The organism is Salinimicrobium gaetbulicola, assembly GCF_042676025.1.
In the GTDB taxonomy this organism is placed as follows: domain Bacteria; phylum Bacteroidota; class Bacteroidia; order Flavobacteriales; family Flavobacteriaceae; genus Salinimicrobium; species Salinimicrobium gaetbulicola.
The window spans coordinates 79079-94226 of sequence record NZ_JBHTJP010000035.1 but is presented as its reverse complement, the minus strand read 5'-3'; the positions used below and the strand labels follow the sequence as shown (position 1 = coordinate 94226).

13 protein-coding genes are annotated in these 15148 nt (G+C 43.3%); 9 read left to right on the top strand and 4 right to left on the bottom strand.

Features of this window, described 5'->3' with window-relative positions; genetic code table 11:
- Positions 1–8 precede the first annotated feature (8 nt).
- The 3 genes from mfd to ACFQ1G_RS09715 all read left to right on the top strand — a co-directional run bounded on the left by mfd (position 9) and on the right by ACFQ1G_RS09715 (position 5295).
- Positions 9–3383, top strand: coding sequence for a transcription-repair coupling factor (gene mfd / locus ACFQ1G_RS09725; RefSeq protein WP_380739054.1), 3375 nt, complete (start codon positions 9–11; stop codon positions 3381–3383).
- 96 nt (positions 3384–3479) lie between these two features.
- Positions 3480–4739, top strand: coding sequence for a DUF389 domain-containing protein (locus ACFQ1G_RS09720; protein ID WP_380739052.1), 1260 nt, complete (start codon positions 3480–3482; stop codon positions 4737–4739).
- A gap of 19 nt (positions 4740–4758) precedes the next feature.
- On the top strand, positions 4759–5295 hold the full coding sequence (locus tag ACFQ1G_RS09715) for a DUF421 domain-containing protein (protein WP_380739051.1): 537 nt from the start codon (positions 4759–4761) through the stop codon (positions 5293–5295).
- Here ACFQ1G_RS09715 and ACFQ1G_RS09710 read toward each other — a convergent pair.
- Together ACFQ1G_RS09710 and ACFQ1G_RS09705 are read right to left on the bottom strand one after the other, a co-directional pair.
- Positions 5284–5643, bottom strand: a complete 360-nt coding sequence (locus ACFQ1G_RS09710; RefSeq protein ID WP_380739048.1) for a YraN family protein — start codon at positions 5641–5643, stop codon at positions 5284–5286. The genes ACFQ1G_RS09715 and ACFQ1G_RS09710 overlap by 12 nt on opposite strands.
- Positions 5644–5665: 22 nt before the next feature.
- Entirely contained in the window at positions 5666–6253 is a 588-nt protein-coding gene (locus ACFQ1G_RS09705) for a hypothetical protein (protein WP_380739046.1), read from the bottom strand.
- A gap of 125 nt (positions 6254–6378) precedes the next feature.
- Here ACFQ1G_RS09705 and metG point away from each other — a divergent pair, with 125 nt between their 5' ends.
- The 3 genes from metG (at position 6379) to ACFQ1G_RS09690 (ending at position 12131) form a co-directional block, all read left to right on the top strand.
- Positions 6379–8472 (top strand): methionine--tRNA ligase, encoded by a 2094-nt coding sequence (metG, locus tag ACFQ1G_RS09700; RefSeq protein WP_380739045.1) that lies wholly within the window; start codon positions 6379–6381, stop codon positions 8470–8472.
- Between the two features lie 322 nt (positions 8473–8794).
- Positions 8795–11206, top strand: coding sequence for a hypothetical protein (locus tag ACFQ1G_RS09695; RefSeq protein WP_380739043.1), 2412 nt, complete (start codon positions 8795–8797; stop codon positions 11204–11206).
- A gap of 22 nt (positions 11207–11228) precedes the next feature.
- Positions 11229–12131, top strand: coding sequence for a histone deacetylase family protein (locus ACFQ1G_RS09690; protein ID WP_380739041.1), 903 nt, complete (start codon positions 11229–11231; stop codon positions 12129–12131).
- Positions 12132–12203: 72 nt separating this feature from the next.
- Here ACFQ1G_RS09690 and ACFQ1G_RS09685 read toward each other — a convergent pair whose 3' ends face one another.
- Entirely contained in the window at positions 12204–12536 is a 333-nt protein-coding gene (locus tag ACFQ1G_RS09685) for a single-stranded DNA-binding protein (protein ID WP_380739039.1), read from the bottom strand.
- A gap of 260 nt (positions 12537–12796) precedes the next feature.
- On the opposite strand from ACFQ1G_RS09685, the gene ACFQ1G_RS09680 reads away from it, so the two are divergent.
- The 3 genes from ACFQ1G_RS09680 (at position 12797) to ACFQ1G_RS09670 (ending at position 14671) form a co-directional block, all read left to right on the top strand.
- Positions 12797–13771: a hypothetical protein gene (locus ACFQ1G_RS09680; protein WP_380739037.1), complete on the top strand. Its 975-nt coding sequence runs from the start codon at positions 12797–12799 to the stop codon at positions 13769–13771.
- A 63-nt stretch (positions 13772–13834) separates the two neighbouring features.
- Positions 13835–14308: a hypothetical protein gene (locus tag ACFQ1G_RS09675; protein ID WP_380739035.1), complete on the top strand. Its 474-nt coding sequence runs from the start codon at positions 13835–13837 to the stop codon at positions 14306–14308.
- A 15-nt stretch (positions 14309–14323) separates the two neighbouring features.
- Entirely contained in the window at positions 14324–14671 is a 348-nt protein-coding gene (locus tag ACFQ1G_RS09670) for a hypothetical protein (protein ID WP_380739034.1), read from the top strand.
- On the opposite strand, the gene ACFQ1G_RS09665 is transcribed toward ACFQ1G_RS09670, so the two are convergent.
- A complete protein-coding gene (locus tag ACFQ1G_RS09665) occupies positions 14668–15135 on the bottom strand; it encodes a CBS domain-containing protein (protein ID WP_380739032.1) in 468 nt (155 codons plus the stop codon). The genes ACFQ1G_RS09670 and ACFQ1G_RS09665 overlap by 4 nt on opposite strands.
- Between the last annotated feature and the right edge of the window lie 13 nt (positions 15136–15148).

Sequence of the window (15148 nt, the reverse complement as noted above, 5' to 3'; positions counted from 1 at the left end):
TCTAATTTTTGAGTAAATCTTCTATCGCCCAAAGTTTTGCACAGTCGGCCCAACAGCTGGAACTGGGGAAAGCTATTGCCCAACCTCAAAATAATATTCATATAAAAGGCCTTGTAGGCTCGGCCCTTTCTTTTGTGATCGCCAACGCTTTTGAGGAATCAGACAAACCTTTTCTGCTCATTTTCAATGATAAGGAAGAGGCGGCCTATTACCTGAATGACCTCGAGCAGCTGGTGGGGGAAAAGCATGTGCTTTTTTACCCCGGAAGTTATCGCAGGCCCTACCAGATAGAAGAGACCGACAATGCTAACGTGCTTCTAAGGGCAGAGGTGCTTAACCGGATCAACTCCCGGAAGAAGCCAGCTCTTATAGTTACTTATCCTGATGCCCTTTTTGAAAAGGTGGTCACCCGAAAGGAGCTCGATAAGAACACCTTGAAGATACATGTGAACGATCAGCTTTCTATTGACTTTGTCAATGAGATCATGTTCGAATACAAGTTCAAAAGAGTGGATTTTGTGACCGAACCAGGTGAATTTTCGGTGCGCGGGGGGATTCTGGATGTATTCTCCTTTAGCAATGATGAGCCTTACCGAATTGAATTTTTCGGAGATGAGGTGGAAAGCATCAGGACCTTTGATGTGGAAACCCAGCTTTCCACGGAAAAGGTCAAGAAGATCACTATTATTCCAAATGTAGAACACAAGAGAACCGAGGAAGTACGGGAGAGTTTCCTGAAATATATTTCCAATAAGACCGTCGTTTTCACCAAAGACCTGGAATTGCTTTCTGCGCAGGTAGACAAGCTTTTTGTAAAGGCCCTGGAAGCTTTCAAAACCCTTCCGGAAGAGGTGAAACACGGCACGCCTGAAGAATTGTTCTGTAGTTCCACTCTTTTAAAGGAGCAAATGCAGGACTATTCGGTAGTGGAAATGTCAAGCCGGCATTACCAGTTAAGGCCGGGAGAAGAACCTCAGACCATTGAATTCAATACCAAACCACAGCCTTCTTTCAACAAGCATTTCGACCTCCTGATACAGGATCTGCATGAGCGGTCTGAAGAAGGATATACCAACTATATTTTCTGCGTAAGCGAGCAGCAGGCCAAGCGATTCCATGACATTTTTGACGATGTTGACAAGGATGTGAAGTACCAGACAGTGGTGTTATCCATGTACCAGGGTTTTATTGATGAAGCTTCAAAGATGGTATGTTATACAGATCACCAGATCTTTGAGCGGTATCATAAATTCCACCTGAAGAACGGGTATGCCAAGAAGCAGGCCATTACTCTCAAGGAACTTACCAGCCTGGAAGTGGGAGATTATGTGACTCACATTGACCACGGAATCGGGAAATTCGGTGGGCTTCAAAAAATAGATGTTGAGGGCAAAAAGCAGGAAGCGATAAAGCTCATTTATGGAGAACGTGATATTCTTTACCTGAGCATTCACTCCCTGCACAAGATTTCCAAGTATAACGGGAAAGACGGGAAACCGCCCAAGATATATAAATTGGGCAGTAATGCCTGGAAGAACCTGAAGCAGAAGACCAAGGCACGGGTTAAACACATCGCATACAACCTTATTGAGCTTTATGCCAAACGTAGGCTGCAAAAAGGCTTCGGATTTGGTCCCGATTCTTACCTGCAGCACGAGCTGGAAGCATCCTTTATTTACGAAGATACTCCCGATCAAAGTACGGCCACGGCGGATGTGAAGGCTGATATGGAAAACGAACGCCCCATGGATCGCCTTGTGTGTGGGGATGTTGGCTTCGGAAAAACTGAGGTGGCAATCCGTGCCGCCTTCAAAGCGGTGGATAACGGGAAACAGGTTGCTGTTTTAGTGCCTACAACCATTCTGGCTTTTCAGCACTATAAAACATTTACCGAACGACTCAAGGACTTTCCGGTTACAGTCGATTATCTGAACCGTTTCAGAACGGCCAAGGAGAGAAGGACGACTTTAGAAGAATTGGAGAACGGGAAAGTCGACATCATTATCGGGACACACCAACTGGTGAACAAGACCGTAAAATTCAAGGATCTCGGATTGCTGATCGTTGATGAGGAACAGAAATTTGGGGTGGCCGTAAAAGATAAACTGAAGACCATTAAGGAAAATGTGGATACCCTCACGTTGACCGCGACGCCAATTCCGAGGACGCTGCAATTTAGTTTGATGGCCGCGCGGGATCTTTCTACAATTACGACTCCGCCGCCAAACAGGTATCCGATAGAATCACATGTAATACGTTTTTCCGAAGAGACCATTCGCGACGCTGTCTCTTACGAGATCCAACGTGGAGGGCAGGTGTTCTTCATCCATAACAGGGTCGAGAACATCAAGGAAGTCGCGGGTATGATACAGCGACTGGTGCCCGACGCAAAGATCGGGATCGGTCACGGGCAGATGGAAGGAAAGAAACTGGAGCAGCTGATGCTGAAATTCATGAACGGGGAATTCGACGTTCTCGTTTCAACCACGATCGTGGAAAGTGGACTGGACGTTTCAAACGCCAATACCATCTTTATCAATAATGCCAACAACTTCGGACTTTCAGACCTGCACCAGATGCGCGGACGGGTTGGCCGAAGCAACAAAAAAGCTTTCTGTTATTTTATCACTCCGCCATATTCGGCTATGACCGATGATGCCCGAAAACGTATCACAGCTCTCGAGCAGTTCAGTGAACTGGGCAGCGGGTTCAATATCGCGATGAAAGATCTTGAAATACGCGGTGCGGGAGACCTTTTAGGAGGCGAACAATCAGGATTTATCAACGAGATCGGCTTTGACACCTATCAGAAGATATTGAATGAAGCCATCGAAGAGCTCAAGGAAAATGAGTTCAAGGAACTGTATGCAGACCAGGCTTCGGAAGATAAGGAATATGTAAAAGACACCCAGATCGACAGTGACTTTGAACTGTTGTTCCCTGATGATTACATTAACAATATTTCTGAACGTCTGAATCTTTATACCCAGCTCAATAATGTCAAAAGTGAAGAAGAGCTGGAGAAATTCGAGGCTGAACTGGTCGACCGGTTCGGAGAACTGCCTGATCCGGCAGAAGATCTTCTGAACAGCGTCCGCATAAAATGGATCGCATCGGCAATCGGTTTGGAGAAGATCGTGATGAAGCAGGGCAAATTGATAGGCTACTTTATTGCTGATCAAAATTCCGGATTCTACCAGAGTAAGAACTTTACAAAGGTCTTGCAGTACGTGCAGACGCATCCGCATTCCTGTACCATGAAAGAAAAGAAAACCCGTTCAGGATTAAGATTGTTATTAACCTTCGAAAAAGTGACTTCAATAGATCGCGCTTTGCAGGTATTGAAGCCGCTGGATGTGAAGGCGAAGGTGGAGGTGGAATAGAAGATTCCCTAAATTACCCTTAACGGTCGCCTCAGGATGGCCTGCTTTTTTTAACTTGTAGGAGATCAAGCTTTTCCTAACTAACCAAATAGCAGGATGCGGCAACTAATAATCAAGATCCCTAAAGGGAAAAAAGAAGAGATCCTGGATCTGGCAGAAGATCTAAACGGCATCAACAGTATTTGTCTAGAAGAAGGGGGAAATGATGTTTTTGTGATCTTTTTACCTAATCAGAAGGTCAATGATTTCCTTAAAAAACTGGATGATTTCGGTAAACCCGAGATCAGTCTTATACCCCGTGGTGTAATTACACTTTATCCTCCTGCTTCCGATTCTCCGGACCAGGTGATCGATGTGCAGCCAAAAAGCTCGCTGGAGATCTATCTGGGAGGTATTCAAAGCGTAGGTTCTCTAAAAGGATTGATAGGCTATTCCATAGCGGCCGGGATCATTGTATGGATCGGTTTGTATACCAGTAATATCTTTTTATTGATCGCAGCCATGCTGGTAGCCCCCTTTGCGGGACCTGCCATGAATGCGGCGCTGGCAACATCTGCGGGGACAAAGGACCTGTTAAGAAGCAGTTTAAAACGATATATTCTCGCTATAGGGATCGGTGTGGCCGTAAGTTATTTGATGAGCGTCATTTTCCCGCTGGAGGTCCTCACCCCGTTAATGGTTGAGATCAGTCAGGTTTCCAAAGTGGCACTTTTGCTGCCGCTGGTTTCCGGTTTCGCCGGGGCGATCAACATCGTGCAATCTGAGCGCGACAGCCTGGTTTCGGGAGCGGCCGTTGGAATATTGGTCGCTGCTTCCCTGGCTCCTCCCGTGGGGCTTATTGGCGCAGGAATTTATATGATGGACTGGGGAGTGATTTGGAGCAGTGTTTTTAGGGTTGTCTTACAGCTCTTCGGAATTCACCTGGCTGCAACATTGGTTTTTTATTTCTATGGAAAAGTGAAACCTGACGGAGTGCGTTTTCTTCAGGGGAATAAAATAATGACCTGGCTTACCAGCGGTTTTGTAGTGTTAGCGATCGGTGCCATGATGTTCTGGCAGTTCAGTGAGCCGCCCTTTCTTCGGAAGGCCAGTATGAACACCGAGCTTACGGAGTTGCTGGCTTCAGAATTGCAAAAACTGGAAAATATCGAAGTGATCAGTAAAGAGGTCAGTTTCACACAGATCAAAATTAACGGAAAGGCTACCGTGCAATATGATGTTACGGTCCTTCCGAAGAATAAAAAAATGAATGAAAAGGATCTCAAAATGACGATTATTGACCACCTTAAAAAGAATATCAGGTACCAGGATGACAATCTGCATGAGGTGTATCAGATCAAAATAGTGGAAGATTAATTAAAATTAAATTTCTTGTATGGAAGACCAGACGATTTTCTTTTGGGCCGGATGGGAACCCATCCTTAGGGTGATCGTGGTGGGGATCGCTGCCTACCTTTCTATAGTTTTTATTTTGCGGGTCTCAGGTAAAAGGACCCTGGCAAAGATCAGTGCTTTTGATATGATCATTATGGTAGCAATTGGTTCGGTCTTCGGAAGGGTGCTTACTGCCAAAAGCCTTTCCCTGTCAGAAGCTATAACAGCTTTTATGTTGCTGGCTGTGCTTCAGTATTTATTTGCAACCCTGGAGCGCAAATCGAAATTCTTTAAGAGGCTGATAAGTACAACGCCTATCTTGCTTTTCTATAATGATGAATTTTTAGAGAGAAATCTCAGAAAAGAGAGGCTCGATAAAAGTAAAGTAGTGGAGGCAGCACGAAAAGAGGGCTTCGGTAGAATGGAGGACGTTGCTGCCGTTATCCTTGAGATAGATGCCTCATTTTCTGTAATTGGAAAAACAGATAGGCAAGGAGAAACGACTTTTGAAGAGGTTTTAGATAGGTCAGAAATGTAAAAAAGCATCTTTAAGATGTTCGATTTTAGTACCTGCCTTGTTCTTGATGATGGCGATGATATCAAATCTAACGTTCACCTCGAGATCATGTTCATTCACAAAAAAATCGATGGCCTTTACCAGGGAATTGATCTGCTTTTGCTTTAAAAAATTCTGTGGATCTCCAAAGTCGGGGGTGCTCCTGGTTTTTACCTCAATAACCGCGAGAACATCTTTTTTTCGGGCAATGATATCTACTTCAGCTTTTTGATACCTAAAGTTTCGCGCGACGATCTTATACCCGTTCTTTAAAAGGTGAGTTACGGCAAGATCTTCCCCTTCCTTTCCCAATTCATTGTGATCTGCCATTCCCTTTTAAACGTACTTTACATTAATTTTCTGTCGGTTCCTGAAAAAGGATCGCCCTTACTTTTAATTGCATGGCATCGATCTCATCATCGGTAGTAGTAATCATCTTGTCTGTGTAAAAATCTTTTGGAGGCGCTATTTTTGGAGCTAGAAAAACCCTGATTTTACTATTTTCAAGTCCGCCTTTGTTCCAGTCAACCGCGCCGCTATGATCCCATCCAAAGCCATAGAACTTTATAGGTCCGCCATTGATCTCTTCGAGTTCATCATAAGTTGATCCTACGCGAATTCCGGTATTGGAACGCCAGCGACTTTCTTTTTCAACATAGATCTGGTGTAATTTTGTACGGTCTTTATCGGCCCAAATTATCAAACAATTATCAGGGGTTTGAGGATAAAGAATGGTATAAGAGCGTTCTTCAGTTCCTTCTTCGAACAATTCTGTTCCTTCGGTCTTGTTGGAGCCGGGATAGATCTCATCCAGTTTATTATCAGAGATTACCTGGGCCAGTACTTCGAGGTCGTATTTTTCCGGGGAATTGGCAGTCAGTTGTTTACTCTTGCAGGAAACCAGCAAGATAATTGCAGATAGGAGTAGAAGTTTACGCATGGATTAAGGTTTTTCTTAAAATTAGTTCGCTTTCCGGTCAAAGCCTACCCCTTTTACAAGAATTTAACGTGTAATCCCTTGCACTTCCTTAACTTTACAGCTTTTAAAACTGAACCTTATTTTTGATGGAATCATCTAAGAGATATACGATCACGGCAGCCCTGCCATACACTAACGGACCTATTCATATTGGTCATTTGGCAGGAGTTTATGTGCCGGCCGATATTTATTCGCGTTTTTTAAGAATGCAGGGAAAGGATGTCGCTTTTGTCTGCGGAAGTGACGAACACGGCGTACCAATTACGATAAAGGCCAAAAAAGAAGGAGTATCTCCACAAGATGTCGTTGATAAATATAACAAGATCATCAAGGACTCTTTTCAGGACTTCGGAATTTCTTTTGACAATTATTCCCGTACTTCAGGGGAGATGCATCATAAAACGGCTTCAGAATTCTTCAGGAAATTATATGAAGCCGGAAAATTCACAGAAGAGACCACCAAGCAGTTATATGACGAGAAAGCCCAGCAGTTCCTGGCGGATCGTTTTGTGGTAGGAACCTGTCCAAAATGCGGGTATGAAGAGAGCTATGGTGACCAGTGCGAAAAGTGCGGTACCAGCCATAACGCGACAGATCTTATAAACCCAAAATCGGCTATTACCGGGGAAACCCCAATTTTAAAAGAGACCAGACACTGGTTCCTTCCTTTAGATCAATATGAAAGCTGGCTGAAAGAATGGATCCTCCAAGGCCATAAAAAGGACTGGAAACCTAACGTTTACGGACAGGTGAAATCCTGGATCGATGACGGCTTGAGGCCTCGTGCGGTGACCCGTGATCTTGACTGGGGAATTCCGGTGCCTGTAGAAGGAGCCGAAGGAAAAGTATTATATGTGTGGTTTGACGCGCCGATCGGGTATATTTCTTCTACCAAAGAGTGGGCTGAAAGAACCGGAAAAGACTGGGAGCCTTACTGGAAAGATAAGGATACTAAACTGGTGCATTTTATTGGTAAGGATAACATCGTTTTCCATTGCATCATTTTCCCGGCCATGTTAAAAGCTGAAGGAAGTTATATACTTCCTGAAAATGTCCCCGCCAACGAATTTTTGAACCTGGAGGGAAATAAGCTTTCAACGTCGAAGAACTGGGCGGTTTGGCTGCATGAATACCTGGAAGATTTTCCAGATCAGCAGGATGTGCTGAGGTACGCTCTTACCGCCAATGCGCCTGAAACCAAGGACAACGACTTTACCTGGAAGGATTTTCAGGCGAGAAATAATAATGAGCTGGTTGCCATTTTCGGAAACTTCATCAACCGTGTAGTGGTGCTGACCAATAAATATTACAACGGAATCGTTCCGGCTCCCGGAGAATATTCCGAAGTTGATGAGCAGACCCTTGCCGAATTGAGAGCGTATCCTGCGGTGATAGAAAGTTCCATAGAGCGCTACAGGTTCAGGGAAGCACAAGCAGAGCTGATGAACGTAGCTCGTTTAGGAAACAAGTACCTGGCCGATGAGGAGCCCTGGAAACTCATCAAGACCGATGAGGAGCGAGTAAAAACCATTATGTATGTGGCCCTTCAGATCGCTTCCTCTTTAGCTACATTAAGTGAACCTTTCCTTCCTTTTTCCGCGGAAAAATTGAAGAGAATGCTGAATCACGGGCAGTCTACTTCCGAAGCAGGAGGTGAGAACGAATCTGAAGAAAGCAGCTGGCACAAGATTGCCGGACAGGACGAATTGTTACCGGCAGGACACCAAATAGGAAAAGCGGAATTACTGTTCTCAAAAATAGAGGACGAACAAATACAAAAACAACTGGATAAATTGGAAGCTACTAAAGCGGCGAACGAAGCCGAGAACAAACAGGCAGAACCACAGAAGGAAATCGCCACTTTTGAAGACTTTACCAAGATGGACCTGAGAGTAGGAACCATTGTAGAAGCTGAAAAGATGCCAAAAGCAAACAAGCTTCTGGTGTTGAAAGTGGATACCGGGATTGACGTTCGAACCATTGTTTCGGGGATCGCACAAAGTTTTAAACCGGAAGATATTGTTGGAAAGAAAGTGACCGTTCTTGTGAACCTTGCTCCTCGAAAGTTGAGAGGAGTGGAGAGCGAAGGGATGATCCTAATGACCGAGAATGCTGAAGGGAAACTGGTTTTCGTAAATCCTGATGAGGACGGGGTGAAGCCTGGGACAGTGATCTCGTAAAAACACTACAAGACCTCACAGGTTTTTAAAACCTGTGGGGTCTAATCCTTTCGTGGAAAGATTCATGATTTAAAATCCTTTATTTTCTTAAATAACAGGTCCAATAAAGGCTTGTAATCTCCAAAATCTGACGGAATAGACTCACAGCAGGAACTCACAATTTGAAGAATTTGTGAGTTTTTCTATTTTAGATCTCTCCTATTGTTCTGATTTTCAGGCCGCTGAACAATACCTGATAAAATTATCTTTTCGGTATATTTATTGAGTAATTTTTATTCCCTGCAGACATTTTTTATTAATTCTTTAATTAATTTGGAATAACATGAATAAATTTACCCGTCTGTCTTTCCCTCTCTTTATTATTATGTTTATCCTCCCATCTTTAAAAGCTCAAATTCAGGAGGCAAAACTTGAATCCACTTTAAAAGAATATCATTCTATTCCTAAAGAAGTCGCTTATTTGCATCTGAATAAAACCATCCTGTTGATGGGGGAACAACTTGGCTTTTCAGCTTATGTAGTTAATAAAAACGATTTAAAACCCTCCATAGAGACCACTAATTTATATGTGCAGATAAGTAATTCTGCAGGAGAAGTGGTGAAGGAGAAAATGCTGCTGGTGAAGAATGGAGTGGCTTCAAATACAATTCAAATTGACACTTCTTTTACTTCCGGAGACTACGTTTTGACCGGTTTTACCAACTGGATGAGAAATTTCGATGAACAAAATTTCTTTAAAGGAAGTTTCGTAGTCCGGGACTCCAACCTTGATTTCAAAGTAAACAAAGACGATCTCACGGAAATCGATGCTCAATTTTTACCTGAAAGTGGGCATTTACTAAGCGATGTAACCAATACCGTTGGAGTTGTTGTTAAGGATAAAACCGGATATGGTTTGCCAAACGCCGCGGTTCAGATAAGGGATAGCCGCAATAGGTTGCTTTCAGACGTAGCACTTAACAGGTATGGAATAGGTAAATTTACTTTGATCCCCGATCCAAATGAGAAGTATTCTGCGATAGTTGTTTTCGAAGGAAAGGAGATCTCGGTATCGTTTCAAACCCCGGTAGCTTCCGAAGGCATTATACTGTCTGCTGTTCAAAGGAATAAAGAGTTGCGGCTTGTTGTGAATTCCAATTCTGCGAGTCTTCCAAAAATTGAAAATAAGCCATACTTTCTGGTAATTCAGAATCGGAAACGCATAGAGACAATTGATATTAAATTCGGAGATAAAAAATCCATTCCTGTAGTACTGGATCTGGATTACCTGGCATCGGGGATGAATATAATTACCCTTATGGACGAGGCTTGTCGCCCTATTGCGGAACGACTTTTCTTCAATTATGAAGGAATACCTCTTCGGGAGATTCAGGATCCACGGCTTATTGAAGCCCAGGATTCTTTAGCGGTAAGATTTCTCAGGAATGGAGCAGATAGTTCTCATTTGAGTGTTTCCATTCTTCCTCAAAATTCCATTTCGAATAACAGCAATCACAACATTGTCTCTTATACTATGCTTCAGCCTTACCTCCGTGGAAACATTGAGAACGGAAGTTGGTATTTTCATGAAATCACCGAAGAAAAGAAATATGCACTGGACAACCTTTTAATCACCCAGGGATGGAGCAGTTATGACTGGGGGGCCATCTTCGAAAAGCCACTGGAATTAAAGTATAGGTTTGAGAACAACATCGAACTCACTGGGTACATTAATAAAGGTTCTAATCGAAACCGGCTGCGTTATCTCGTCCATGCTAATTCAAATAATGAACCGCTGTTCCTGGATATACCACCGGGAAATGGTGCCTTTGTTTTTGATGGTTTTCGTCCTCTTGAAGGGGAAGAGCTTGTTATTTCCCGCATTAAAGACAATGATAAACTCTTACCTGCAGGACTTGCAGTCCAGTTTTCGCCTCAGAAGATTCCTTATCTTAGCCATCATTCAAAGTTTTTGCTGCAGAAAAACAGTGAGTATAGTATAAACGGCAATTTAATGACACCCGTACTTCCTTTTGAAGGTCAGGCGGAGGAACTCAAGGAGGTGCTTTTGGAAATCAAGATAGACAAGTTACTGGAGCGGGAGAGGAAGTTAGGAATCCACAGCTTTGGGCGCATTCATGTGATAAAGGAGAATGAAGTACCCTTATATCAAACCTTAGCAGGTTATTTAAAAAGTAAAGGTTTAATGGTTTCTGAAGCGGGAGGAAGCTTTAGTGTCAATAATAAATTTGCTGTTGCGGCAAATGAATCAGGTTCTGGGGCATCCTTTGGAAAACCTGCTCCATCCAAAGGAATGGCTGTTTTTCTTGATGGAATACGTATTGTAGATCAAACAATGTTTCACCAATATCCCTTATCTTCTATTGACTACATTGAGATCAATAAACATGGTTTGGGTGAGGGAATAACGGGTGGTAACGGTGCAATTAAAATTTATTCGCTGTTAAAATCAGGAACCCCTGCAAGAGATCGCAACAGGGTTCAACAATTTGAAATTCCATTGGCCTACAGTAGTCCGAAATTATTTTATGTACCCAGGTATGAAAACAACCATGATGAATTTTTTCAAAAGTATGGTGTTATCGATTGGAAGCCAGATCTTTATGCGGGAGTAGGAGAAGATGTAATTTTCAAGATCAAAAAGCCTGAAGTGGATTTCCAGATGATCATCGAAGGTTTTACTACAGACGGGAAATTAATTTATGATGTGAAAACAGTTTCGGTCGGGGAATAGGTTTTTTATCTTTGGCATAAACATGCTCAAAATCGCGTACCATCCCATATTTGTATTGCCCTTGCCCAAGGGGCATCGTTTTCCGATGGAAAAATATGAGCTGATACCACAGCAATTACTACACGAAGGCATCTGTACTCAGGAAAACTTCTTTGAACCCAAATTTCCCGATGAAGCCAATATATTTGCCGTGCATGATAAGCACTATGTAGAGGCTCTCAAAGATCAAACTTTGAGTCCGCGGGAGGCCAGGAAAATAGGTTTACCCTTGTCTAAACGTCTCATAGAGCGCGAATTCATTATTTCCCAGGGCACCATAAAAGCAGCTGAATATGCTTTGAAATATGGAGTCGCCATGAACGTTGCAGGCGGCACACACCATGCCTATTCCAATATGGGGGAAGGTTTTTGCATGTTCAATGATCAGGCTGTAGCAGCCAGATGGCTTCAGAAGAATGAACTGGCAGAGCAGATCCTCATCGTAGACCTCGATGTACATCAGGGAAATGGTACAGCCGAGATCTTCGCAGGAGATCCTTCAGTCTTCACTTTTTCCATGCACGGCAAGAACAATTATCCTTTCAAAAAGGAAAGATCTGATCTTGATATCGAACTTGAAAACGGTACGGGAGATGAGGAATACCTTAGAATCCTGAAAAACACTCTTCCAAAACTAATCGACCGGGTGAAGCCCGATTTCATTTTTTACCTAAGCGGAGTGGATATCCTGGCCACCGATAAGCTGGGCAAGCTTGACTGCACCCAGGCCGGATGCAAGGAACGAGACCGCTTCGTACTTCAAACCTGTCATGACCTTAAGATCCCTGTTGAGGTGAGTATGGGAGGAGGCTATTCTCCCCAGATCAGGAATATCGTGGATGCGCACGCCAATACCTTCAGGCTCGCGAAGGAGATCTTTTTTTAGCAAAAAGAACCTTCTGTGAGGAACTAAAATAAAAATCCCGCCGTTGTGGCGGGATTTTTATTTTTCCGAAGTTTACTTACCCAGCAATAAGAGCTCGTTACAAACCACTTCTGTAATGTATCTTTTTACACCCTCCTTGTCCTCATAGCTGCGGCTGGTAAGTTTGCCTTCCACACCAACTTCTTTACCTTTTGGAACATAGTTCTCAATAAGTTCTGCGGTCTTGCCCCAGGCAACTACATTGTGCCATTGGGTATCTGTGATCTTTTCCCCTTTCGCGTTCTTGTATGATTCATTAGTAGCGATGGAAAATTTAGCTAGTTTCTTTCCTGATTCAAGAGTTAAGATCTCTGGTGCGTTTCCTACGTGGCCGATCAACTGTACTTTGTTTCTTAGTGTATTCATGACTTAAAAATTTAGTTAGCTGAAAATCATTCGTTCATTTCAACAGGACAAACGTACAGCGGGTTTTCATCGATATTCGGTTGGGAAAGATTTGTTTTCGTTTACATTCGTTTGTAAGCGTTTGTAAACGGATATGAGGCCTTTTTCCTTTAACCTAAAAATCATACATTTAACTTGTGAAGGCAGGTGTGGCGCGGATGACCCCTTAATTATATCATCCTTAGACAGTGTAAAACCCGATTTATTCAAAAAGTTCAAATATGTCTTCTTTTCTAATTTTCCGGTTACGCTTTTTATTTCTCTTTTTTTTAACGGCGCTTTTGCTTTCCTGTAAAAAGGATATTGAAGGGGAAGTGACCCTCATCGAGAAAAATACTTCGAAGGGCTTTAATTATCCATACTATCTTTTTATTCCCGATGATCTTTCTGAAAATCCGGAGAAATACCTGGTGGTGGAACCCAATAATTCGGGTATGGTGACCGATGATTTTCAGGAACATATAGACCGGGCAAAAAGCAATGCCACCAATGAATATTACCTTGGAAACTACACTGCCCGCCAGCTCGGATTTCCGTTACTGGTTCCGGTTTTCCCCAGGGAAAAATCTACCAGTCAGATGTATACCCACAGTCTTGACCGGGACGTGATGCTTCAGAAGGGAAATGAACTGGAACGCGTGGACATGCAATTGCTGGCCATGGTGGAAGACGCGAAGGAGAGACTTCAGCAAAAAGGCATTTCTGTGGCACCTCAATTTTTGATGACCGGATTTTCCGCTTCGGGAAGTTTCGCTAATAGATTTACCTTAATTCATCCTGAAAAGGTGAAAGCGGTTGTTGCGGGTGGGGTGAACGGTATTTTGATGCTGCCATTTTCCGAAGAGAATGAAGTGGAACTTAATTATCCTGTAGGGACTGCTGATTTCGTCAAATTTTTCGGGAAGGCCTTTGAATCTGAAGCTTTTATGAACACCCCGCAATTCTATTTTATGGGCGCCCTGGATGACAATGACGCCCTGCCCTATAGTGATGCCTATGATGAGCCCGAGCGTGCTGCCATTGAAAATGTACTGGGCAAGGAAATGTTGCCTGCGCGGTGGCAGAAGACCAAAGCTATCTATAAGCGGGAAGGGGTGAACGCTGAAATAAGGACCTATGAACAGCTCGGGCACGAACATCCGGAGGAGGTGAAACAGGAGATCGCAGCGTTCTTTGAAAAAGCACTTCATGAATAAATATGCGGAAGCACTTATACTTCAGGCAGCAAAACTTTATCTTGCAGGAAACAATGAATATTGATGAAACCCGCATCGGTCAAGGAACTTAAAGATGAACTGAAACACCGGTCTCCACAGGAACTCCTGGAGATCGTTCTCAGGCTCTCCCGTTTTAAAAAGGAAAATAAAGAGCTGCTTACTTACCTGCTTTTTTCCGCAGATAATGAAGAGGAATACATAGAGGGCGTAAAACAGGAAATGGACGGACAATTTGAGGAGATCAACCGCAGCAGCTATTATTTCATGAAGAAGAGCATGCGCAAGATCCTCAGGAATGTGAAAAAGTACAGCCGCTACTCCGGGAAAAAGGAAACCGAAACCGAACTGCTTATTTACTTTTTACACAAGATGCATGATTTCAGTCCCTCAATACACAAGAACAGGACCCTGCAGAATTTATTTGACCGCCAACTGGCACTGGTAAGAAAGAACATTCAAAAGCTGCACGAAGACCTGCAGCACGATTTTGAAATGGAACTGGAGGATCTTGAATAATTTATATCTTTAAGTATGGAAAAAGCATGCCCGGAATGCGGGGAAAAGATCGTGGGCAGAACAGACAAGAAGTTCTGCAGCGACTACTGCCGCAATGCCTATAACAACAATCTCAACAAGGACAGGAAGAATCTCGTACGTAATGTGAACAACCTGCTGCGCAAGAATTACCGGATCCTCGAGGAACTCAACCCGAACGATAAAACAAAGGCCAGCAAAACGAAATTGCTGGCCAAAGGTTTTAATTTTGAATATTTCACGAGCATCTATACCACTAAGACCGGGAATACCTATTACTTTGTCTACGACCAGGGATATCTTCCGCTGGAAGGAGATTTCTACGCCCTAGTAAAACGCATTTAGATATGCCAGTTCTGGCCTTTCAGGTTGATAGCTGCGCGCAACACGTCACGCTGGCTTATTAAGCCTATCAGTTTCCCGTCCTTACAGATCGGGAACCGCCTGAATTTGTGTTCAATGAATTTTTTAGCTGCATCCAGTACGTTCATGTCGGGGTCTATACTTTCCACATTACAGGTCATCCGGTTCTTCACCGTGTAATCTTCCATAGGCATGTTGTAATACCTGCTGTCTGAAATATGTTTGATACAATCTCCTTCAGAGATCACTCCCAGTAATTCATTCTTATCATTTACCACGCAGCCCCCGGAAATGCGGTGCTTCATTAATAGTTCCATCACCTCGAAGATCGTCTGGTCTTCCCTGAAGGTGATGAGATCTGTCGCCATGTAATCTGAGACACTAATTGGAGCGCTTTGTACCTTTTCAGGTTCGGCTCTTCTCCCTTGAAAACTTTTTATACCCATAACCCTAAGTGTT

What these genes read in the sequence shown, in the direction of transcription:
- ACFQ1G_RS09720 (WP_380739052.1), top strand. Translation starts at nt 3,480, where the DNA reads ATGCGGCAACTAATAATCAAGATCCCTAAAGGGAAAAAAGAAGAGATC.
- ACFQ1G_RS09715 (WP_380739051.1), top strand. Translation starts at nt 4,759, where the DNA reads ATGGAAGACCAGACGATTTTCTTTTGGGCCGGATGGGAACCCATCCTT.
- ACFQ1G_RS09710 (WP_380739048.1), bottom strand. Translation starts at nt 5,643, where the DNA reads ATGGCAGATCACAATGAATTGGGAAAGGAAGGGGAAGATCTTGCCGTA.
- ACFQ1G_RS09705 (WP_380739046.1), bottom strand. Translation starts at nt 6,253, where the DNA reads ATGCGTAAACTTCTACTCCTATCTGCAATTATCTTGCTGGTTTCCTGC.
- metG (WP_380739045.1), top strand. Translation starts at nt 6,379, where the DNA reads ATGGAATCATCTAAGAGATATACGATCACGGCAGCCCTGCCATACACT.
- ACFQ1G_RS09695 (WP_380739043.1), top strand. Translation starts at nt 8,795, where the DNA reads ATGAATAAATTTACCCGTCTGTCTTTCCCTCTCTTTATTATTATGTTT.
- ACFQ1G_RS09690 (WP_380739041.1), top strand. Translation starts at nt 11,229, where the DNA reads ATGCTCAAAATCGCGTACCATCCCATATTTGTATTGCCCTTGCCCAAG.
- ACFQ1G_RS09685 (WP_380739039.1), bottom strand. Translation starts at nt 12,536, where the DNA reads ATGAATACACTAAGAAACAAAGTACAGTTGATCGGCCACGTAGGAAAC.
- ACFQ1G_RS09680 (WP_380739037.1), top strand. Translation starts at nt 12,797, where the DNA reads ATGTCTTCTTTTCTAATTTTCCGGTTACGCTTTTTATTTCTCTTTTTT.
- ACFQ1G_RS09675 (WP_380739035.1), top strand. Translation starts at nt 13,835, where the DNA reads ATGAAACCCGCATCGGTCAAGGAACTTAAAGATGAACTGAAACACCGG.
- ACFQ1G_RS09670 (WP_380739034.1), top strand. Translation starts at nt 14,324, where the DNA reads ATGGAAAAAGCATGCCCGGAATGCGGGGAAAAGATCGTGGGCAGAACA.
- ACFQ1G_RS09665 (WP_380739032.1), bottom strand. Translation starts at nt 15,135, where the DNA reads ATGGGTATAAAAAGTTTTCAAGGGAGAAGAGCCGAACCTGAAAAGGTA.